The following is a 20,902-nucleotide window of genomic DNA, read 5'->3' as shown; positions in this document are numbered from 1 at the left end:
ATTGATATTTTACGTCTAAATCATCTTTATAACCCGTTGGTTCGCAATCCCAAACTTTCTCACTGCACCTTCATAAGCCTGTACAGGTGCACCAAAATAATTGGTAATAATGAAATTGTACAGGCCATTTACGATTTTGGCGCTTGGGGTAAATTTATGCTGATGGTATTACCCGATCGGAAATCAAAAGTATTTATAGGGATATTTCAAATAGAAATCATTACTAATCTTTTCTAAACTATTGACAAATAATTCTTGAATTTCTATTGGCAAATTATCCTCATGATCATCCAATTGTTCTTCAAGCTCCCGATATAAAAAAGCGGCCTGAAGAAATACGAGAAAATTAATATGAAAATCAAGAAATACATCAATAGAATTATATTCACCATTATTGTGATCGTAAAACAAAATCGTTGATTTTTCTATATTAATAAACCATTCATCTCCCTGTCCACTTCGTCCAATTATCCAAATCTTATTATATAGCTCTGGGTAATTTTTCTCAATGTATTTATTTTCATTTAAAGCATCTTCATAGCTAAATATTTCTATGTCAGGTGTGATTTCCAGGCCTTTGTATTCCGATAAAAATTTTAAATATAGAGGATCTGATACTGGCACTTTAATCAGATCCTTGATTTTATTTTTTCTACCCTGAAATTCTTCAAAAATTAGGGCTGAATTCTTTTTTTCGAACATAATATTGGATTTTTTGAAATGCTGAAGAACAAAACCTATAAATCCTAATATATAGTACTTATTAATTTTTAATTAGAAACTTTTTTAGTTTAGTATAATAAGTTTATTTTAAAATCAATTTAATACACAAGATAATGAATTTAAAAGTACTTACATTTTATTCTTCTTGAAAATCACCGATGTAACTAAGTCCTAATTTATCATTTATATCAATTTTGAGATCTTGATGGCTTATCAATTCCAACATTAAATTCGTTGTTGAATTAATGGCTAACTTATCTGCTTTTAATATCATTTTCTCTGCAATATTATAATCCTCTACGTGAGTTATTATTATCTCATCAACTTTTTCTTTATTTTCAGTATAGTAGAAGTTAATCTCTTTAATGATCTGTGCATCAACACCTAAAATCTTTGCTATACGCTCTTTGTCCACATCTTTATTTTTTAAAGAATCAAGAACATCAGAAGATATTTCATTTTTTCCTATCCACAAATAGTGTTTGTTTAAATCTGTTTTATCATCAGAAGTTGACAAATTATTGATTTGTCACAGATAAGTTAATTTTTCTGCCTTTGATGCTGATTCTTGAGTCAAATCAGTATTTTCATAAGCAATCAAAACATTTATACGATCAAGACCTAGTTCCTCATCCAATTTTAAAAATTCTGAACCATCTCCAGGAACATCATTTAATATTGCATGGATACTTTGATGCTTCTGATAATATTTCAGCATAATAAAATCTTCATCATAATTATCAATGCCTATCTCCTTACAAAATTGACACCGCAGGGCTGCACTAGGCTCTTTATCTTCTTCTTCGTTTCCCGTTGGCGGTTCATTATCATAAATATACCATGCTTTAAAATATGGTTCCTGATCAAATATTTCTCAAAAGATGCTTTTGATTCAAAATTTCCTACCCAAATATGTATTTTCTCAATCACCTATTCAATAATCAGTCTTAAATTTCTCTCTAAAAACTCTTTTCTTAAAAAATCAATTATCTTACTCCGATTTATAATTAAATTATAATCTTTATTTTTCCATTTGAAGGAATTTTCATAAATGACATAGCTTGACAATTCAGGTTTTGGCAAGGGCATCATCGCTTCTCCTAAAACTCTCAATATCTCTCCATCAATATCAATTTCAACACTCCCTCTATCTATTTTTAAAATTTTCATATTCCTATAATTTGATTTTGGCCGAAATTCAAAAGTATTTTTATAGAAATTATAGCTAATCTTTTCTAAACTATTAACCAATAATCCCTAAATTACTATTAGCAATTTATCGATACAATATTTCAACTTTTAAACTATTAACTATAGTTTCTGAATTGTCAAAAAAAGCTTTATAAACCATCGGATAAGTATTTCCCAATAGCTATCTGTTTATTATAGAATAACAACATTCGGGTTATAAATTTCTTTATAATATTTGTCAATTAATGAGATTATTCTATTCCGTTCTTCAGGGCTCATCTTCCTTTCGTCTTCCCAGTTTTTAATTGATTTTGAATAAATAACCCCATTAACAGCGTCAATTTCACATATTAGAGCCTTTTCATTTTCCTGAAAAAACAAGTTTTCTCCCCTCCCCAAAACTCTTATTCCGTATGAATTCCCTTGATTGTCTTTCAATCTATTTATAGTTGGATTTCCTTTTAACTGTTCTATATAATCGCTCATATTATGTACATTTTATGTGACCCGTCTTACTTTTATCGCCAGATTTTTTTCTTCTAAAAATCGTACCTACGTTTTTATTTTTGAGAAGTTCGGGCTTTTCTATACGCCACCATGTTCTTTCTCCAAAAGGGCCAAATCTTTTCGCTCCTGTTGAAAACACATTAATATCTCCAGATGCACTTTCTGCGAATCTCTTAGACGCAATGTTCCAGACTTCAGCAGCCTGATTACCTGTCAGTCCATTTTTCGGATTAAATAAATCTAGATAATCTAAGATCTTTCCTCCTCTAGTTTGCTCTAATGTTGTCTTTCCGTTGGCTAGCGCCCAATCTTGCGCAGTTTTCATGTTACCACCAGACCAAAAAATAGCACCGTCCTTTGCCGTAGAAAAATCCAAAGAATTGTGAGCCATATCTTTGAGAATGTCAAAGCTGGGTAATCCACTCAATCCAGATGGGTCTACCCACCAATTGCAGTCACGTACATATGCATACAGATTATTACCTCCTTGTAACCCTATCGGATCTTTACATACATACGCCCCAATCTCCGGATCATAATATCTAAAACGGTTGTAATATAATCCCGTCTCTACATCTTCATATTGGCCCTGATACCTAAAAGGTATGAAATCCTTCGCTCCGCTCAATCTACGGATTTTACCATAAATATCTAGCTCGACTTCCCAAATTTTTTGACCATCTTCATCATAAGCCTGTACAGGTGTACCCAAATAATCGCTTATAATAGAATAATATTGGCCATTAACAATTTTTTGGCACTTGGTGTAAATTTATTCTGATCGTACACCCCGGTAACTAAATCGTTGCCAAACAGTTATGCTTTCGTAACCGAGCCAACGATTCTTGCGAACACCTCTGATTCAAGCATAAACTTAGCCCTAAAGGCACAAGCACCCCCTATGTGGATGCTTGTGCTAGATTATATCCGGAAATCGGATTCTTTATTTGATCATATTTAAGTCAACAATAGTATTCTAGAGTAGAATGTAACAAATGCATATCTTATATGCATAACACATTCTAAATTGAAGTTCATTCTTAATCAATAAATGTATCATATTCTCTGTAATAATTTATGGCCTTAATAAAGTCTTCCGTTTCCGAATCATTTTTTCTTAGTAATTGATTTTCAACAATTGATTTAAATGTTTCCATTTCCAAGAATGTATCTACATCTAAGTCAACTGCGATCATTGGAAGCCCAGTATCCTCATCTTCATCATATTCCAATGCTTCATCTTCGGTAATGTGGTATATAGTCGTACCAGAGGGATTTTCCTCCCACTTAATTAAATTACAATATAGCCAGGCATCCCAATCTAAATTTTCTCGCTCTTGGATTAAAGTTTCAATACTAGTGTAAGTTTTCATATTTCGTTTTTATGTTATCGTTTATTTGCTTATCGGCAACCTGAACCACCTCCCCATTTATTTCTTCCACCGTAACCTTTGGGATGATAATCAGGAAATCTTGAATTATGATCAACTCTATCTACAAGTTGAAGTAACCCTCCAACTTCTGGATGATGGTGCCAAGTAGTACCAGTAAATGCAGTTCCTTTAAATGCTCCCTTTGGTCCAGGTTTAACGTGATCGAAAATACCCGGATACTTTGTTTCTAATGCATTTTTAAGACTTGGATCATTTTTTAATTTATTATATAACTGCCGATTGCCTTCTTGAAAATGTTTTCTGTCAGACATACGCCACATATCTTTAGAAATATATGATTCGTGATGTACATCATAAACACCTGGATTAGTACTAATTAACCCGAATTTATCCACTTCAATTTGAGTATCTCTCACATAGGAATAAAAATTAAATTGCTGTGAATCAAGGCCTATTGGATCTTTACTGATATATATCCCAGCTTTGCTATCATAATACCTAAATCTATTGTAATATAATCCTGTCTCTACATCCTCATATTGCCCCTGGTAACGGAACGGTACAAATTCCCTATCGCCACTAAGTTTACGGATTTTTCCATAAATATCGAGTTCGCAATCCCATACTTTTTTTCCAGAACCATCATAAGCTTGTACTGGAGTGCCCAAATAATCACTAATAATAGAATAATATTGGCCATTAACAATTTTGGCGCTAGGTGTAAATTCACCCTGATCGTAAACCCAGGTAATTAAATCGTTGCCCAGTGGTTCCGTTTTATCGTAGCTGAGCAGTCCATCTTCATTAATCCCCAGTTTAGGCCGTTCTTTTAAAGGGTAATTCCATTCGTGGAGCAATAAATTACCATCCCACACATAGCGATAAACAACCCCCTCCCGGCCTCCCCCTTTTGGGGAGGAGCCATGAACAATTTTGGCTTTCCTTCTGCCCAAAGCATCGTATTCGAAACTGATGATTTCGCCGTATGGATTTTTAACGGCTTTCATCATCCCGTTGGCCGCCCAGGCATAAGCCCAGTCGCCCTCTTTCCATTCTGGTAAATCGGGTTCTGCATCTGCTAAGATATCCAGCTTTTCCGCTTTAGGGATATCAGGATCGGCCATTCCCCAATTTAATTTTTTTCCAAATAAGCCATTATCTTCTGGTTCGGCAACTTCTCCTTTGGCCAGACCTATAATATTACGCTTGCTTTTTTGCACAAGGTTGCCTTTGGCATCATAACGGTAATACCACTGGTCATCTTTAAGCAGTTTACCACCTTTATCATAACGCCTGTCACTGCGATCAGCAGTTTTATATAAGTTCCCGGTTTCATCAGGATTTTTATAGATGACTTTGCCATCATCACTATAACTTGCCGAAGCCAGACTGCCAAAAGTATCGTACCTGTAATTGATGCTGCCTCCCGTAATGCTGTTTAAGCAACTATTGAGTTTATCATTCGGCCCCCAGGCATATTGTTTAAAAGCAATGATAGAACGACTGGCTTCTACCTTCTGACTGATTGGATGACCTTCATGACCATAATCGAAAGTAGCTTTTATCCCACCGCTTAAACTGCGGCTGGTTTCCTGTCCGTTTTTGTTACGGCCAATGGTTGCAATCCATTCTGCTGACCCGTTACTTTTCGCGGCAATGCCATTCAGGTAACCTATTTCATCATAATCGTATTGAATATCGGCCCCTAATGAACTTTTTAAACTGATCAGATTTCCAAAAATATCGTATTGATAATTAATCTGGTAGCCATCCTGTATTTCCTGGGTAATCATACCCAACGGATTGCGCTTAAAATTAACCGAAGAAAGTTCATTTTCTGCACCAATGAGCAAACCAAGTTTATTGTATTGAAAGGCTTCGTAGGTACCATCTTCATAGCTGCTATACACCAACCGGCCACTCAGATCGTAATTGTGGTAAATGGCCTTACCATCGGCCTGTATGGTTTTAATAACCTGCCCATCCTGGTTGCGGATGTATTGTTGCTCCTGTCCATCAAAACCGATTTCTTTCACCACATCATCATTCGCATCCCTTAAAAAGATATATTCTTCGCCTTTTTCGTTGGTAATTCCTTTTAAATTTTCCCATTTATCGTAGGCAAAATGAAGCGTCTGGGTATTTTGATGTGATAAATTGTTGCTTCTTTTTTGTGTTTTTAGACTACCCATTGGGGTATAGGACATTCGCCATTCTTCGCGGCCATCGGTGGCATAAACCGGAAGATCATAGGCGTCGTATTCGAAACGTAAAGGCTCTTCACCAAAATCTTTTACCAGGATTACGCGCCCCATTTCATCCCGTTCCCAAACCGTAGTTTGATCACCGTCAGGACTAAAACGGATCAAGCGTCCGTAATCATCATAAGTCCAACGACGGCTATTGCCTTCGCTCGAAACCGATTCGATCAGCTGGTTTAAGCTGTTATAAGTCCAATGAACTTCATAGCCATCATTGTCACGGCAAAAAACAGGTAATTTTTGTCCATCGGTATAATAAAAATCGACTACCCTATTGTCTTTTTGAACATGTTTAAGCAGTTGGTTCTGCTCATTATATAACCAGGTTTCATTTGAACCGGCGGGATCACTGCGCAAAATGAGGTTATTGTTTTCATCGTAGGCATATTGATATTTCTCGCCATCTGCGGTATGGTAGGTAATAATGTTGCCCCGATCGTCGTATTCATAGCCGATTACCCTGCCTTCAGGGCTCGAAACCATTTTTTCTTCGTTATAGCGATCGTGCTCATACCAGGTTTCGCCACCCATGGCATCCACCTTTTTGTAAACCAAATCGTTTTCATCATAATAATAACGTTCTATTTTACCATCGCGATAGTAAACCTCGTTATATCCTTGCTCCGGAAAGTAGCTTATCGATCCGCTCATAAAACCATCTCTACCTTCGGTATGAATTACACGGCCTTCTGCATCGTAAGTCCAGAAATAAACCATATTGTTCCGGTTAGTTCTTTTCACTACATGGTTGTTCTCATCATACTCAAAGCTGATGGCCTTACCCGCCTGATCATATACTTTGATCATATTGCCACGTTGATCATAATCGTAACTCACTAATAAATTTCTGGTATTTTTATAGTGATAATAAACGGCATTAATGGCTGTAGCATCATTATTATGCTTCATTTCGAGCACACGGCCAGAGTTTTCTACAATCCGGGTTAAAAGTTGTTTTTGATAATAAAAGGTAAGCTGGCTGCCATTGGTATATTCGATATGGTTTATACGGTATAAATCTCCATTTGCCCCCCCTCTAAAAAGGGTATACGTGTAAATATCCTGATCAATGGTAAGTACCCAGGTATTTTCATCCGGTCTTTCCATCCAGAGTTTCTGCGCACGATCGTATTGTTTACCTGAATATGCTTCGATATAAGGTAAAGGCATCACCATATTTTCGGTGGGGTGGCTAAAACCTACAATGCCGGCTTCCGGATCAGGATAAATGTACAGGTCGTAATTGTTGTATACCTGGTTGCCCAACATGCCCGAATAAGGTTTATCACTGCGCCATACATTGCTCCAGGCCAGTGTTTGGCCAGCTGGCAGTTCGAAATCGGTCCACTCGAAAAACATAGCACCTGTAACGAAATTTACAGGCTCTAAACCCCAATGACAAAGCTTTTTTGATATTGGATTATTTTTAAAAAGCTTCCCTAATACCTTATTAACCCCTCTTAAAGCCGCTTTAAATAAAGCCCCACCTAATTTGGTAAGCCCTCTCATAATACCAATGGCAGCAAAGCGCATTAAATATTCCTTTAATGTATAATTATGCGGTGCAAATTTACCACCAACCAATACCGGTTTACCGGTATTGATCTGCACATACATGCTTAATAAATCACTATAAAAAGCGAAATAAGCAAGAGGATTTTTCTTTAATTTACCAGGTACAGTTGGTAGCGGTTTTAATCCCATTGGTGGGCACCAACAAGTTAATACCTGCCCAGGATTAGAACCACTCATTTCAGATCCCTGTCCTTTTACAGTGGTAGAGCCCCAATACACTTCACCCTCATGCGGTGAACCCGGAATATTTACAATGAAATAAACCGGTATAGAACTGATGTGCCTAAAAGGGAGTAAAACCCCCATCACACTTGTAGTCGTGGTAGCTTTATGTCTGCCATGTACAAAAATAGAGCCCCCCATCGGGATACTGGCTGCACCAATTAAACCTTGTGCGAATTTTGGAATAGGAATGTTAAACCGCAGATAATCCATCGGATCGAAAACCATACCGATAAAAGGATGGGGCAATGGTAATGGAATAAAGCCAAATGATGGCGGGATGGGAATGGTTGTCCAGTGAAAATCGATCGCCAGCACCACATCAAAATGTTTACTAACATGCTGTACCGCTGTATTGGCCATTGCGGGTTTTTTGGCTGTTAAAAGCTTTAACGTACTTTTTGCCGCAGGCGGATTACTTCCGGGGGCAACAGCACCACCGCCACCACCAACCGATTTTGGTTCAGCTTTAGTTAAGCTTGCAGATAGGCTTATTGACCTATCGGTAGCCATATTCGGTTTACTTGCTTTAATCTTTTTCATCTGCATTATTTTTGGGTGATATCATCACCGAACATCCTTAGGATAATGGATTGGAATGGTTCTTTGGCACTTCTGCCATCGATTTCCAGTCTTCTCCGTAATCCTGCTGCATCTCCAGATCTAATTTTTTACCTTCTGGACTTTCCTCCCCATATTTTTTTAACATGATCGATGCGGTATAAGCCATCGAACTTTGTCGCCGTTGTTCTATCGGCATCTTTTTTGCAATTTCTAAACACTTTAAGTAATAGGCCATTGCTTTGCCAGATCCTGATATTTTGCCATCAGAAAGTTGTCCAAGCAAACGGGTACATTCCATAGCTATAAAATCATTCTCGATAAACTCTGCAATTTTAATCGCCTTTTCGAAGTACTTTTTAGCTTCATCTTTACTTGCATGTGCCAGGAGAAAGCTACCATAGCTCATGTGAATGTGAGCACTTAATAGCGAGCTTTCTCCGGTGCGAGCCAAGGCTATTTCATATTGCTGACGCGCTTCTGTTTTCTTACTTTTTACGGCTAAACTCTGTGCCAACATAATCCTTGCAGCAACAACAGCTTCTTGTAATCCCTGTTTTTGGGCAATTACAATGGCACGTTCCAAAACTGCATTGGCCTGCTCGTGTTTACCTTTACTTAAATAATTACTGGCAATCAATATTTGTTGCTGGTAATCGGCTTCAGGATCATTTTTTTCGCGGTTGGTATGTGCTGCGGCATTCTGCATCAACTGGCTCACATCGATATTAATCCTAAACTCGGTTCCTTGTTTTAATTTTTTTAAAGTACGGTGTGTATGGTGCTCTGTATAAACCAGCTTAATATTTTGATTTTTTATGGCTTTAACACAGTTACACCATTCATTAATCCATTCAGAAAGACCCGTAACATCATTAATGCTTGTTGGTGCCAGCTGAACATATATTTTTTTCAACTTTAAATCAGGATAGAGACTGCAGAGCTGTTCTAAAGCGAGAACAGGCACATACGCGTCTGTTTTATAAATTTTTGCGTTTACACTCATATCCACATCCCAAACGATCCCTTTCCCAGTATCTTTCTGCCATAAATCAAAAATCTCTTTCCACTCTTTAACCAAATTTTTACCGTAATCATATACATTTTGAAATTCCTGGTAATGAAGCAGGAACATGTCATCGGTACGGCTTTCTTCCGTTAATTGGTATTTGAAATAAGCTTCAAATAAATTTACCTCGTGCCGTTCACCTAAACAAAGAAACAGGGTTTCTGATGGATGTTGTCTTACTACTTGTTGCCATTGTTTATCTATTTTAAATAGTTCGAGTTGTATCGGATTCATTGGAGCTTAAGTCGGCATTAATTTAGGTTAATCGTTCCACTACTGATATTTGTTTCACTTTCGCCACCTACGTTAATCTTTTTCGAAGCAAGGTTAGCTTCCGTTTCTCCACTCATCGAAAGTGTTTTTGTGCCAATATCAAGGGTTTGCGATTCTATACCAATTCCAGAAGTTGGTGTTCCATCCTCAGGGCCCACACCTATACCAATACTCACCGAAGCGGAATTCCCAATGTTTTCGCCCAATGTTAAAATATCCTTGCCTTTTATGATGATTTTCCCAGTTTTATCCATAAAAATGCTGCTCTCTCCACATTTAATAAGGATGGATTCTTTGGTTTCGAAAACCGCTTTTCCTGCCCCGTCCAGTTCGATAAAATTGCTGTCTTTATCACGCATAACCATACCCGCACCATCATCCATAGTTAAAGTATGTCCGCTTTTAGAAGTCAAGCTTTTGCTGTTATTGCTAGAACTACCACCACTACCACTTTTGCCATGAAATACAGAGCCCAGTACAATTGGCCTTGCAATATTTCCTTCTTCAAAAGTTAAGGCAACCTGATCACCAATCTCAGGAATAAATACAAAGCCCCGGTTTTTATTCACTTTATCGCTGCTTCCGGCATCGGGCGTAATTACCCGCAGCCATTCGGTTACATCATTGGTTTTACATTCCCATTTAAATTTTACTTTAATACGCCCTTGTCCTTGTGGGTCGGCATTGTCAATTACATCAGCCAGTTGCATATCCGGATTGGGTTTCTTATAATTTTTAACAGCTAACCGCTCCGTTGTAGCCACCACTCCTTCGAAAGTATTGAAATATTTACCTGTTCCATCAATATCATGATTGATGCTGGTAATCAGAAACTTACCCAAGCTTTCAGTAGAAAAGGATAGTTCTTTTCTGAGGCTCATCGTAATTTCTGCAATACTTCCTATCCCTAATGCAGCATTATCACCACTTGCATTTACTTTCAAAAGGTTACTGATGTGTGCTTTTTCTTCGTTTTGCACATGACTTTTAATATCATTGCTATTATCTACACGTATGAGTGCTGGCTGATTAAATGTTTTACTGTACATGGCATTAGATACCTGTATGGCGTGTGCTAAATCTGGCGATCCATTGCTTGCACCACTGCTTTCGCTCTGCAACATTTCATCCTGTTTAGGATTATAGGCAAAACGTTTATTTTTAATCGGTGCAATTTCCATGGCATATTGCAAGTTTTGTACATCTCTGCCATAAACCAGGGCAACCTCCTTCTGATCATCGGGTTTGCCAAAATTCAATTGTTTACCGTCATAATAAAACCATTCATGGTATTCGCCTGAAAGCCTGTTCAGGAAGTCGAAATCACTTTCACGGTATTGGATCAGGTAATCAATTGGCTCTTTTCTGGCTGCATTCGCCACAATTTTAATATCGTTTGATGGTACGTCTGAAGTAGCAAGGTTTACAATAGCATTCAGATCTTTATCCAGATAGGAACCAAGATCCGGACCACGGTCAATCAGAATTGTCGGACTATATCCACTCACAATCAGCACGCCATGGTAACCATGGCTTTGTGCCAGTTCTACTTTAGTTACCAGGCCGGCAAAATCCTGTAAACTGCCAGATTCATAGCCGAAGGAAGCGGTAAAGGTTTTACCTACAAAATCACGACTTTCATTTAAATTAATCAAACCAGGCTCACCCAACTGGTCGTGGTTAAAACGTAGCTCGAAATAATGATGTTCGTTAAAAGACTGTTGCAGGCTGAGAGAAGAAAAATGTGTAATTTCTTTACCTTCTATATTAATTTCTACTAGGAGTTTCTTTTCCATAATATTCTATCTTTAGCAAATCCACAAATAAATTCCGCTGGTTCTTGGGTCTAAAAAATAATCTTGATATAAACACTTCTTACCATCCCAAAGGGTGAAATGACCTGTTGCATCGCTAAACTGTGTTTTAAAGCAGATGATGCCCGATACACCACTTATTTTGTCTTGGAATGCCCTTAATTGAGTTACTGGGATAAATTTGTCTCTAACTGCTTTTTCTACCTTTAAATCAGGTTTTTTGTATTTGTGGCTTAGGTAGTCGAAGAATTCACTTACCCGGAAACAATAATGCTTGTGATCAGCTCCTGCAATTGTTTCGAACTTTTTTGTATATGGATACCGCTTGGGTATGGCATGAACTTTTGCCTTTTCCTGAACCAGTAAATCCTGCTTTGTGGAATATTTCCAACTCGGTGTATTCAGAGTGAAGGTTTTGTTATTAATACCCAGATAATTAAATGCCTTGCTCATCCGCACCACACAGGTATTGGTAATGTAGGCCACATTAACGGCACCGCCAATTGTTGCTTTTACCAGCTCGCTACTTGTTGCAGGATAATTTACCCTTAAATCCGTAAAACTTGGCAAAGAAAGTGGCATGTTACTTTTTAGTTAAGAGTGAATCAAGATATTTGGTACTTCTAAATGATGCATTTTCCAATGCGAAATAAAATACATCCTTATTTTTTGAAGATAAAAGAGATGATTTGTTCTTTTTAAGAAAAACAATCAGCGTATCATTTGGATATTTTACATATTTTAAATCACTCATTGCCATATATTTCAGGCTATCCATAGATTTTAGATTTCCTTTAAATGACTTAATTATGTTGGCACTAAAAACCTTTTCAGCATTATAAATGGAATCAACCCGGGTAACATTAATAAGCAATATATATGGTGCTTCCTTTTTAAGGCCTAAGACCATTTCTGTAGGTGGATTTTTATTTATTTCGATTTCCGACTGCTTACTGGTACTGACCGAAGTCAATGAATCTTTACTAATGGCAGTGGGTAACACGTGCTGCTTGTTGTGATTTTGATTGCACGCGGCAAAACCCAAAGCCAAAATGGACCATAATAAAATATGTGCACTGTTTGTTGGCTTCAGTTTAATTTTATTGAATTTAAAAGCAAATACATCTGCCATGAGGAAGGTATTTAAATGTTTAAATCAATCCTGTTCCATCTGATTAAGAAAAGGGTAAAAAACCCAGGCAATAGATGACTATCTTTTGCCTGGGTATTTGAAAAAAAATTAGGCTTTAGGCCAATCGTTTTCGTGTTCTGCGTTGCCTAGTTTTAGCTTACGTGCAGAAACCACAAAACTTAAAGTCATGGGTGTATTGTCGTTTACCGCAATACCTTCGTTATATTGAATGATGTAACCATCTTCGAAAGACAGTTCTTTCATTTTTGCATCTTCTTCGCCTTTTTTGAAAACCAATGTTCCAGAAAGTGGCTTATATTGGTTGTTAACCATCGATTCGATTACCGAAGTATCTTCGGTAGATTCGATTTCGATATTAATGGTTCCACCATAAACACCTGATGATGGACGGCCTTTTGCGTCAACATCTCTATTTAATGAAAAGCTGCACTGTAGTACATCAAATTCTTTTGATCCTAAGTTTAAACGGGTTTTAAATGCCATTGTAGTAAGTTTTAATGTTTTTAAAATGAATGAATTTGCGGTGAGCGGTTGGCGCTTAGCGTATGGCGGTTGGCGTTTTATTTACCTTACACCTTCAACCTCCCCCTAGGCTTTTGGCCAATCGTTAAGGTGCTCGGCGTTGCCTAATTTAAGCTTTCTTGCTGAAATCTGGAATTTGAGCGTCATCGGGTGATCCCCAATAATGTTGATCCCTTCGGAATACTTAACAATGTAGCCATCTTCGAAGTTAACTTCTTTCATCTTGGCATCTTCTTCCGATTTTTTGATCAAAAGTGTTCCTGTAATAGGTTTGTACTGGTTGTTTACCATCGCCTCGATAATTGAGGTGTCTTCGGTTGATTCGATCTCAATGTCGATGGTACCGCCGTAAACTCCGGAAGAAGGTCTTCCTTTAGCATCTACATCACGGTTTAATGCATAGGCACAATGAAGCACATCGTACTCCTTGCCTGAAAAGTTTAATCTAGCTTTGAAAGCCATAGTTTTAAAATTTAAAGGTTAAAAAATTGATTTTATGTAGCCTCCGCTACATTAAGTATAAACCAAATATTAAGCCAATTATTGTGTATGTTGCTCATATATAACGAGTAGCAAGGTTCACGACATTTAAAAATCTTGGCTCACGCTATAGAAAACGCAGATTATTGTGAAGAAAAAAAGTGTATTTTTTTTAAAAATAATTATAGTATGATTTGCACTACAGCATATGAAATAAAATATTGTAGCGTTTCTGGACAATATGTTACTTTTATAAACAGATTTTCAGACAATGCTAATTTTTTTCAAATTGAAAACTGAAGAATCAACAAATATTTCTCTCCCAAATACCCATGACCTGTTTTTTCCATAACTTCTACTTTGCTTTTCTTATTATCTGTAACCCGCTAATTTTCTACTCTTCCAATACCCACTTATACTTAACCAAAGAAAAGAAAGGTTAAATGCCAAACAGATGATTATCAAGGCATCAGATTTTACCTGAAGTATAACAGAAATTAAATATAGAAATGCCGAAGTTGGAACCGTTAGCATAAATGCAAATAAAAATCGGAAAAACTGGGTTTTCGCATGATCAAAAGCATTGATAAAGTCGTAGTAAAAGCCAAGCATATTAAGTACCAGAAAAATGACTGACATGAACAATAAGCCTGTATTTTCGAGAATATACTGATTGGCTCCGATAAGGATATCAAAAACACCCGCTAAAGCATTCTTAAATATCATGACCGGAATTCCAAAAACAACGAGCAGCACTCCAAAATATACGGTACAAAAAAAAACCTTTTTTGAAAGTTTTTTAGGTTCATCCACACGGTAACTTTTAATAATTGTTTTATTAAAGCGAGATGGCCGGAAATTGTATAAAACGATAAGGAAAAAATAAAATTCAAGCTGGAAAATGGTCAATTGATAACCATCGTTTGTTTTTCTGATCAGGTTTTCGTTAGATGCCTGAATGATGAATGAATAAAATAGCGAGCATACGGCATAGAGCCTAAAAAGAAGGAAATAGTAAAATAGTGCGAATGAAATTCTTTTGGCAATCATTAAACTGTTTTAAAATTATAACCTTCAACAATTATCAGCTGTAAAATTTAGGATTATTATTTCTCCAAAAGTATTTTATGTTTTAACATTACTCTTTTTAAGCCCAACCCATCTCTACTATATACCAGTTTCATTTGCTTAAATTGTCCACCTTCATCATAAGTCATCCATGTAAAACTATGGGCTAAATCCAGATCTTTTGTTTCAGTGAGTGTAGAAAGGTACGGCCTTAACAAACTGAACATTAGGGCAATGACTTCGTTTTCATAAAGGCGGTAGATCCTAAACTTTTCTGTATTAAACACTAAAAATATTTCAAATAATATTTGATAAAACCAGGATTTTCTGGTCAATTCATATTGTACTGGTTTATTAAAGTAAGTATATAATTTATGTTTATTAAAACCTCGGTTATAAAAAATAATGATGTCATCAATTGAATCAATAGCGATTTTCTCCTTTAAAAAGAATGTTTCAATAATCAGATCGTTATTCTCTAAATAAATTTTATAGAACATATTCTACAATATAAATTTATCTTATTAAAGAAAGTGCTTCCCCTTTATTTTTCCTATGGAAAATTGCTTGTTCGTATATTATACTATGCCCGTGTTCCCTTCAAAAGGTTGTTAGTTTATGGCTTAATGCCAGGTAAGCTATCGGATAATTTCAAAAGAATTCGCATTTTTAGGTACGTAGATATAAAATGGAAAACCAAATTCTTCATTTTCTGCCTTTTTTAAATAGGAGATAATCGGCGAATGGTTCTCTCTTTTTAAATTTATGACACGGTTACCAGCATAAAATTCTACCAGTGGTGTCATTGGAAATTCCTGTAATACATACTCTTCTGCTTCTAACATTTTAAATATGTTTTTTAATGCGGCTAGATTATCTTCAATAAGATACATCGATGCATCGGTTTCTTCATATCGTCTTTTTAAGAGCAGATCCAGTGAAACTATATCTTCATTTTTAAAAAGATCGTAGATTCTATGGTAATACTTATGAACCTGATTAACAACACTTTGACTATCATTTTTTACAGCTATGGCATCGGTCCAACCTTTCAAATTATAAGGTACTTCTGCATTAAATTCGGCAATAGATTCTATTATTGGTAGTTTTTCATCGTTCGCCTTTTTCATTTTATACTCGTAAATAGTTGTTAGCTGCGACTGATCCATCGTAGCCGCGTCAAGATATTGTATCTTGATAGTGGCATCTGCATCTGGATGTAGGATTTGCCCTTTCAATGGTCTAAACCGAAGTTTAAGCTGCTGTGGGCCGCTGTGTAATATAAAATGATTGATAGGATAATTAGAAAATATGCTGCCTCCGCTCTCATATGAAAAGGCAAGCACGTCATTAATTAGTACATCAAAATTTGCAAGAGCGACATTAAAGTCAACTAAATAATAGGGTTCTTTCATCATGTATGCTCTGCTATTTAAAAGGATTGTCGATATTTTTATGATAACCTAAAATTACGGCGTCTTCAAATGCTTTTTTGGTAATAATATCGAGTTTGAAGTTTAAACTATTATTAACCGGATCGAGTGTTAAACGATATAGTACATCATTTTTTACCCATGAAGTTACCTGTGGATAATCGACAACCATACTATTGAAATCATTTTTATACTCTTTATAATATTCGGGAAAGCTTTCTTTAAGCATTGCCTTGGTTTTGGCACTCAAAGCGTCTGCTATGATGTTATTAACTGAGGCACTATAAGCTTTTCCGAATTTTTTCTTGAGATATTGTATGCTAACATCAGTTTGCTCTGCATTAACGGTAAATGAAACAAACGATAACAGGTTATTATAAGTGGTTATGACTGCCCCGATTGAAGGGTTAATTGTGGAACCGTGGAATTTAAGATTTGCGGTTTCCTTTTCATCAAAAGAATATTTAATAACTTTTTCGCCCTTATCAACTGTTTTAAAACCACCATCTGAAACTTCGATATGCCCATTCTGGTTTTCCACCCGCGAAGCATAATGATTTAAATCAATTTCCAATGGTTTATTAAAAGTTAATTGCGCAATATCTATTTCCTCTTTTTTACAGGCAGTCGATAACATCAACAGCAATAGAGCGGATGACAATAGTTTTATTTTCATATTATTATATATAATGTTTTTCAAATTTTATCTCGGCTGGTTTCACTATAACAGACTCGCCTTCGTAGCTAAATGTCCTTTTTATAAAACCGAATTTTATGGTGGTAGCCGCCACAAATTTAGCTTTAATACCGGCAAATGACGCGATCGGACTAGCATAGATTCCATTTTTATCAGCCCCAACCTCAATTCCACCTGTTACGCTTGTTTTAACATCAGCTGTCAACACACCTTCCACCCCCATGTTTGCTGTACCGGCTTTAGCCAATGCCTTAAACTCTACAGAAACCTTTATTTCACCTGTGCCTTTGACATTGCCAGTAGTTTCCTTGGGGAAGAGAACATTAATTTTGGTTTGACCATTAATATTGATTGCTCCACCAAAAGTCACTAAAAATGTAATCTGAACATTTTTTTCAAGTTTTTCAAGCACCCAGTTTATTACCGTTCCGGCCCCAGGACAAATAGCATTTCCACCATACTCCACAAACATTTTGAACAGATCTATAAAAGTATTGGCTTCAACGAGCGGTTTGGTGTCAGCACCGATCTCTACAATTTCGCCAACCCTGCCATTTGTCTTTTGGAGGTACCATTGTGCAGAAAAAGCAATAACCGGTGGTTTTACCTCAAAACTCCATTTACCTTTTGCCACTGGTGATTGAACAACAGTATCGGCCAACTGTTTAATTTTATTAAAAATGCGAAGTGTTTTAGCAATACGTTCTTCCCATTCCTTACCAAACTCTACTTTTTGTTTACTGCCATTTGCCGCGGTCCACTCTCCGGTTAATGAAAGTTCGAACTTTTGGGACATTTCACCGTAATTTTTGGACCATTCTGCATCTATTGCCGCACCAATAGCTTTATTCTGAGCATTTTTTAATTCGTAACCATAAAGTTTATTCCCATAAGAATAAGCAAAAGGCTGCGTGTGGGACCATTTAAACTCTATCGTCCATTTGATATCAGAATAAACGTGTATAGCAAGTGTTGGGTTATTCGGAACAGAATAATACCTGCATGAGTGGATATGAACTAAATAATTATTCATCAACCCATCTCGCCGCGGCCAAATATAATTTAATGGCATAACATTAAACTTACTCATCGTAGATACTGCTGGAATGGTAATTTTACCCTCAGTTTCTGCTTTTAAATCAACATTGATTAACTTGATGAATTTATTATGCTTTTTACGCTCGAAACAGGCCTTAGTATCAAAATTTATGGGTTCTACCAAAATATCCTGAGGTTTATTCCCTACTATTGCTTCGTAAATGATAGTTTCCGCATTATGTCCATAATATTCGAATGCAATATCTACCCTTCTATTACTCGTATATTCATATTCATTTTTGTATTTAATATTATCACGCCCCATTTTGTCATCGGTAGGGTTTACCTCACCATGCCCAACAGCTTTTATTCTGGTAGGATCTAGTTTCCCTTTAATAAAAAACTCTCTTACGGTTTTTGCCCTATTTTCTGACAAAACATTATTGTGATTTTGTTTACCAATTACGCAGGCAAATCCATCAAGCTGGATGGTACTATACCGGTGTTCGAGTAAAAACTGCAAAATATTATTAAGCTGTTTAATGCTTTCGGGTAAAAGTTCGGTACTATCGAATTTAAAAACGATAGATGTTAACGATTTTTCCCGCTTATCCTGGATATTCTTAAGACCCTTTCCATTATCAAAAACAAGAACTGGTTTAGCTCCAGCTTCGGTAACATTAATCTGTTCAAATTTACACAACTCAAATCTTTTGGCGTTTTTATCCGGCTCATAGATAGTAACCGGTGTTCTGTTCTGTGGCTTCTCTATTACATGAGAAACCACCTTATCTTTAATTCTTAAAAACCTCGCATGTGCGGTATCACCACCATCATCCTGAATATAGACCCCAGTTATTGGATGCACAACGCGGACATAAAATTCTTCAACATCTGACCTGTCTTTCATCGATTGATACCAGGCAAATGTATTAGGGATTTTCAGGTTAATTTCGCCATTTATTACATTAACGAAATAGATTTTTCGGGTAACTTCGTCTTCTTTTGGTAATAAACCATATGCTGACCGCAACTTTCTGAATACCCTAACCTCAACATTATTATATCCATTTAATCCTTCAGTATTGAATTTAAGCCAAACCAGTTCCCCATAAGAAAACTGATAGGTTTTGCGTACATCCTCTCCGCCCTCAGTACGGCTCCATTTACTATCTACAATTCTGGCAGGCGACTCCCCTCTAATTTTTATACCTGATTTGCCATCAAAATTACCACTCCATGTTGCTTCTATATAAAACAAATATGGCCCGGATAATTTTCTCGGTATCTTTAGCGCATACTTGGCGTTGCCGGGCAATGTTTTTTGGAACTCTATATAGCCCTTACTGTTAAAAACAGCCCATTTTATATCTTTTTTCTTATCTTGTTCAGTACTCCCTGGCAGCCATTCGCCTGCTTTAAACCATACAAACTGACTGGGTTCGACAACCAAAAGCTGATTTGGTATAGAGCCTTTTTTTGAATTATATACCGTACCCTCACCTGTCCATACGATTTTCTTGATTCCTTTGGCCATATCTTATGATTTAACACTTACTTCCATGCCTTCAAAATCATTTGCAGACTCATTTAAAGATTCTGACAATGGATTAAGTTGTGATTGTACATTTTTATTTGCATTATCGAAGTTTTGCTTTGAGGCTTCTGCTTTTTGTCCATGATGAATAATTTCAATGCAATCTGTACCACCAACCGGGCAGGTTGCCTTACTGTCTTCAAGCAAAATTTTACCTCCATTAGACAGTATGGTTTCTTCATAAAAACCAGACCATTTTGTTACAATTGCACTACAGGGTTTATTGTTCATCTTCGAACATGAGCCGAACATGTTTTTTTCGAAAGTTGCATTAATATCAACTGTAGTTGCTATAGGCTTCTTGCTTCCATCTTTATCGTTTGCATATTCTTTAGCATGGGTAAGAACCTTCAATTTATCAGGTGCTGATCCATACTTGCACATGCATTGAGCACCTTGAACAACAATGTGTTTTTCTGCCATATCTTTATTTATTAAATAACCGCTCCCAAAATCCCTTTCTTGATGAACCATCAAGAATAACCATATCTGAAACAGGCAAACGATCAACATTTGGATCCAAAACAAAATCGTGATCAAATTCTTGATCCCCATCAGGGATTATTGATATTTTTATTTTTACACTTGTTTTCACAGCTTCATTATAGGTTACTGATGAAAAAAGCGAAACAATGCGTTTACTCTTTGGATGTAAAAGATAATACCCTTCATAAGTTCCCGTAATTTTATCCCCAAAATATTCATCATCAACCGAAAGAATCTTACCTGTATGTAACAATTCGATTCCGCCGAAATCATTAGTCTCCGTGCTTAGCTGCTCAACTGTTTGATATCCTTCAATTTTAAAATCCCGCACAATTGGAAATTTATACGTGTTTTCCATCGTGTGGTTCCTTCCGTATTCCTTATAAATCGGCCGAAAAAAAGTATGAAGAAACCAGTCATGGTTCAAAAATGCGAGCTGTAATTTATCCTGATTGGAAAGCTGTCGTTCCATTTTCAGCAGGTAATCTTCTACCAGATCGCCTTCAAAGTCATTTAAAACTTTATTTTTTACAGATGGCCATCGGTTAAATATTTCATTATAATTATAAATATTTCTGAACCCCCCATTATGATCTACAGAAATAACCAAAGGATAAAAAACTTTTCCAGTGGCATAAGCTAAACGGTCTGCTATTAAATCCGGTAAAGTTTCATTAATAAAAACATCACTTATCCGCTCAATCTGGAACAAGGCCTGACCTTTATCAACATGCTTTAATCGGGTTATACGCAATTGATATTTAACCTCATTACTTTCCTGTTCCTCATCAAAATGAATCACAACACTATAATTAACAGACTGTTCAGTGGGCCATTC

21 protein-coding genes are annotated in these 20,902 nt (G+C 36.4%); all 21 read right to left on the bottom strand.

The window, feature by feature from the left end; genetic code table 11:
• Positions 1 to 183: 183 nt before the first annotated feature.
• Entirely contained in the window at positions 184 to 702 is a 519-nt protein-coding gene (locus ACZZZW_RS02955; RefSeq protein WP_463492231.1) for a hypothetical protein, read from the bottom strand.
• A gap of 157 nt (positions 703 to 859) precedes the next feature.
• Positions 860 to 1,240, bottom strand: coding sequence for a hypothetical protein (locus ACZZZW_RS02950; RefSeq protein ID WP_463492230.1), 381 nt, complete (start codon positions 1,238 to 1,240; stop codon positions 860 to 862).
• Positions 1,241 to 1,252: 12 nt separating this feature from the next.
• The gene (locus tag ACZZZW_RS02945; RefSeq protein WP_463497703.1) at positions 1,253 to 1,498 is read right to left on the bottom strand and encodes an immunity 22 family protein; all 246 of its coding nucleotides are present in this window, start codon (positions 1,496 to 1,498) and stop codon (positions 1,253 to 1,255) included.
• 155 nt (positions 1,499 to 1,653) lie between these two features.
• Positions 1,654 to 1,893, bottom strand: a complete 240-nt coding sequence (locus ACZZZW_RS02940) for a hypothetical protein (protein ID WP_463492229.1) — start codon at positions 1,891 to 1,893, stop codon at positions 1,654 to 1,656.
• Between the two features lie 213 nt (positions 1,894 to 2,106).
• On the bottom strand, positions 2,107 to 2,400 hold the full coding sequence (locus ACZZZW_RS02935; RefSeq protein WP_463492228.1) for a hypothetical protein: 294 nt from the start codon (positions 2,398 to 2,400) through the stop codon (positions 2,107 to 2,109).
• Between the two features lies 1 nt (position 2,401).
• Positions 2,402 to 3,133, bottom strand: a complete 732-nt coding sequence (locus tag ACZZZW_RS02930) for an RHS repeat domain-containing protein (protein WP_463492227.1) — start codon at positions 3,131 to 3,133, stop codon at positions 2,402 to 2,404.
• Positions 3,134 to 3,461: 328 nt separating this feature from the next.
• A complete protein-coding gene (locus tag ACZZZW_RS02925; protein ID WP_055912091.1) occupies positions 3,462 to 3,794 on the bottom strand; it encodes a DUF7716 domain-containing protein in 333 nt (110 codons plus the stop codon).
• Positions 3,795 to 3,823: 29 nt separating this feature from the next.
• Positions 3,824 to 8,416 carry an RHS repeat-associated core domain-containing protein gene (locus tag ACZZZW_RS02920; RefSeq protein WP_463492226.1) on the bottom strand — a complete coding sequence of 1,531 codons (4,593 nt, stop codon included), beginning with the start codon at positions 8,414 to 8,416 and terminating at the stop codon, positions 3,824 to 3,826.
• Between the two features lie 37 nt (positions 8,417 to 8,453).
• Positions 8,454 to 9,737: a tetratricopeptide repeat protein gene (locus ACZZZW_RS02915; protein WP_055912096.1), complete on the bottom strand. Its 1,284-nt coding sequence runs from the start codon at positions 9,735 to 9,737 to the stop codon at positions 8,454 to 8,456.
• Positions 9,738 to 9,754: 17 nt separating this feature from the next.
• Positions 9,755 to 11,572, bottom strand: coding sequence for a type VI secretion system Vgr family protein (locus ACZZZW_RS02910; RefSeq protein WP_463492225.1), 1,818 nt, complete (start codon positions 11,570 to 11,572; stop codon positions 9,755 to 9,757).
• A 12-nt stretch (positions 11,573 to 11,584) separates the two neighbouring features.
• Positions 11,585 to 12,172, bottom strand: coding sequence for a T6SS effector amidase Tae4 family protein (locus ACZZZW_RS02905; RefSeq protein WP_055912101.1), 588 nt, complete (start codon positions 12,170 to 12,172; stop codon positions 11,585 to 11,587).
• Position 12,173: 1 nt separating this feature from the next.
• Positions 12,174 to 12,722, bottom strand: coding sequence for a hypothetical protein (locus tag ACZZZW_RS02900; RefSeq protein ID WP_463492224.1), 549 nt, complete (start codon positions 12,720 to 12,722; stop codon positions 12,174 to 12,176).
• A 108-nt stretch (positions 12,723 to 12,830) separates the two neighbouring features.
• Positions 12,831 to 13,226 carry a type VI secretion system tube protein TssD gene (gene tssD, locus ACZZZW_RS02895; protein WP_090496864.1) on the bottom strand — a complete coding sequence of 132 codons (396 nt, stop codon included), beginning with the start codon at positions 13,224 to 13,226 and terminating at the stop codon, positions 12,831 to 12,833.
• Between the two features lie 105 nt (positions 13,227 to 13,331).
• Positions 13,332 to 13,727, bottom strand: coding sequence for a type VI secretion system tube protein TssD (gene tssD / locus ACZZZW_RS02890; RefSeq protein ID WP_463492223.1), 396 nt, complete (start codon positions 13,725 to 13,727; stop codon positions 13,332 to 13,334).
• 390 nt (positions 13,728 to 14,117) lie between these two features.
• On the bottom strand, positions 14,118 to 14,795 hold the full coding sequence (locus tag ACZZZW_RS02885; RefSeq protein WP_463492222.1) for a hypothetical protein: 678 nt from the start codon (positions 14,793 to 14,795) through the stop codon (positions 14,118 to 14,120).
• Between the two features lie 56 nt (positions 14,796 to 14,851).
• The gene (locus ACZZZW_RS02880) at positions 14,852 to 15,313 is read right to left on the bottom strand and encodes a hypothetical protein (protein WP_055912108.1); all 462 of its coding nucleotides are present in this window, start codon (positions 15,311 to 15,313) and stop codon (positions 14,852 to 14,854) included.
• A gap of 138 nt (positions 15,314 to 15,451) precedes the next feature.
• The gene (locus tag ACZZZW_RS02875; protein ID WP_055912111.1) at positions 15,452 to 16,231 is read right to left on the bottom strand and encodes a hypothetical protein; all 780 of its coding nucleotides are present in this window, start codon (positions 16,229 to 16,231) and stop codon (positions 15,452 to 15,454) included.
• A 10-nt stretch (positions 16,232 to 16,241) separates the two neighbouring features.
• Positions 16,242 to 16,922 (bottom strand): hypothetical protein, encoded by a 681-nt coding sequence (locus ACZZZW_RS02870; protein WP_157255473.1) that lies wholly within the window; start codon positions 16,920 to 16,922, stop codon positions 16,242 to 16,244.
• A gap of 4 nt (positions 16,923 to 16,926) precedes the next feature.
• Positions 16,927 to 19,518, bottom strand: a complete 2,592-nt coding sequence (locus tag ACZZZW_RS02865; protein ID WP_055912115.1) for an OmpA family protein — start codon at positions 19,516 to 19,518, stop codon at positions 16,927 to 16,929.
• A gap of 3 nt (positions 19,519 to 19,521) precedes the next feature.
• A complete protein-coding gene (locus ACZZZW_RS02860; RefSeq protein WP_055912127.1) occupies positions 19,522 to 20,001 on the bottom strand; it encodes a DUF4280 domain-containing protein in 480 nt (159 codons plus the stop codon).
• A 4-nt stretch (positions 20,002 to 20,005) separates the two neighbouring features.
• The gene (locus ACZZZW_RS02855; RefSeq protein ID WP_463492221.1) at positions 20,006 to 20,866 is read right to left on the bottom strand and encodes a hypothetical protein; all 861 of its coding nucleotides are present in this window, start codon (positions 20,864 to 20,866) and stop codon (positions 20,006 to 20,008) included.
• Positions 20,867 to 20,902 lie beyond the last annotated feature (36 nt).

Source organism: Pedobacter sp. AC379, from assembly GCF_979258145.1.
This window is presented reverse-complemented; position numbering and strand designations above follow the sequence as displayed.

Coding starts and splice junctions, on each gene's coding strand:
- ACZZZW_RS02935 (WP_463492228.1), bottom strand. CDS start 2,400: ATGAGCGATTATATAGAACAGTTAAAAGGAAATCCAACTATAAATAGA.
- ACZZZW_RS02915 (WP_055912096.1), bottom strand. CDS start 9,737: ATGAATCCGATACAACTCGAACTATTTAAAATAGATAAACAATGGCAA.
- ACZZZW_RS02900 (WP_463492224.1), bottom strand. CDS start 12,722: ATGGCAGATGTATTTGCTTTTAAATTCAATAAAATTAAACTGAAGCCA.
- ACZZZW_RS02955 (WP_463492231.1), bottom strand. CDS start 702: ATGTTCGAAAAAAAGAATTCAGCCCTAATTTTTGAAGAATTTCAGGGT.
- ACZZZW_RS02870 (WP_157255473.1), bottom strand. CDS start 16,922: ATGAAAATAAAACTATTGTCATCCGCTCTATTGCTGTTGATGTTATCG.
- tssD (WP_090496864.1), bottom strand. CDS start 13,226: ATGGCATTTAAAACCCGTTTAAACTTAGGATCAAAAGAATTTGATGTA.
- ACZZZW_RS02940 (WP_463492229.1), bottom strand. CDS start 1,893: ATGAAAATTTTAAAAATAGATAGAGGGAGTGTTGAAATTGATATTGAT.
- ACZZZW_RS02875 (WP_055912111.1), bottom strand. CDS start 16,231: ATGATGAAAGAACCCTATTATTTAGTTGACTTTAATGTCGCTCTTGCA.
- ACZZZW_RS02860 (WP_055912127.1), bottom strand. CDS start 20,001: ATGGCAGAAAAACACATTGTTGTTCAAGGTGCTCAATGCATGTGCAAG.
- tssD (WP_463492223.1), bottom strand. CDS start 13,727: ATGGCTTTCAAAGCTAGATTAAACTTTTCAGGCAAGGAGTACGATGTG.
- ACZZZW_RS02905 (WP_055912101.1), bottom strand. CDS start 12,172: ATGCCACTTTCTTTGCCAAGTTTTACGGATTTAAGGGTAAATTATCCT.
- ACZZZW_RS02925 (WP_055912091.1), bottom strand. CDS start 3,794: ATGAAAACTTACACTAGTATTGAAACTTTAATCCAAGAGCGAGAAAAT.
- ACZZZW_RS02880 (WP_055912108.1), bottom strand. CDS start 15,313: ATGTTCTATAAAATTTATTTAGAGAATAACGATCTGATTATTGAAACA.
- ACZZZW_RS02920 (WP_463492226.1), bottom strand. CDS start 8,416: ATGAAAAAGATTAAAGCAAGTAAACCGAATATGGCTACCGATAGGTCA.
- ACZZZW_RS02910 (WP_463492225.1), bottom strand. CDS start 11,572: ATGGAAAAGAAACTCCTAGTAGAAATTAATATAGAAGGTAAAGAAATT.
- ACZZZW_RS02885 (WP_463492222.1), bottom strand. CDS start 14,795: ATGATTGCCAAAAGAATTTCATTCGCACTATTTTACTATTTCCTTCTT.
- ACZZZW_RS02865 (WP_055912115.1), bottom strand. CDS start 19,518: ATGGCCAAAGGAATCAAGAAAATCGTATGGACAGGTGAGGGTACGGTA.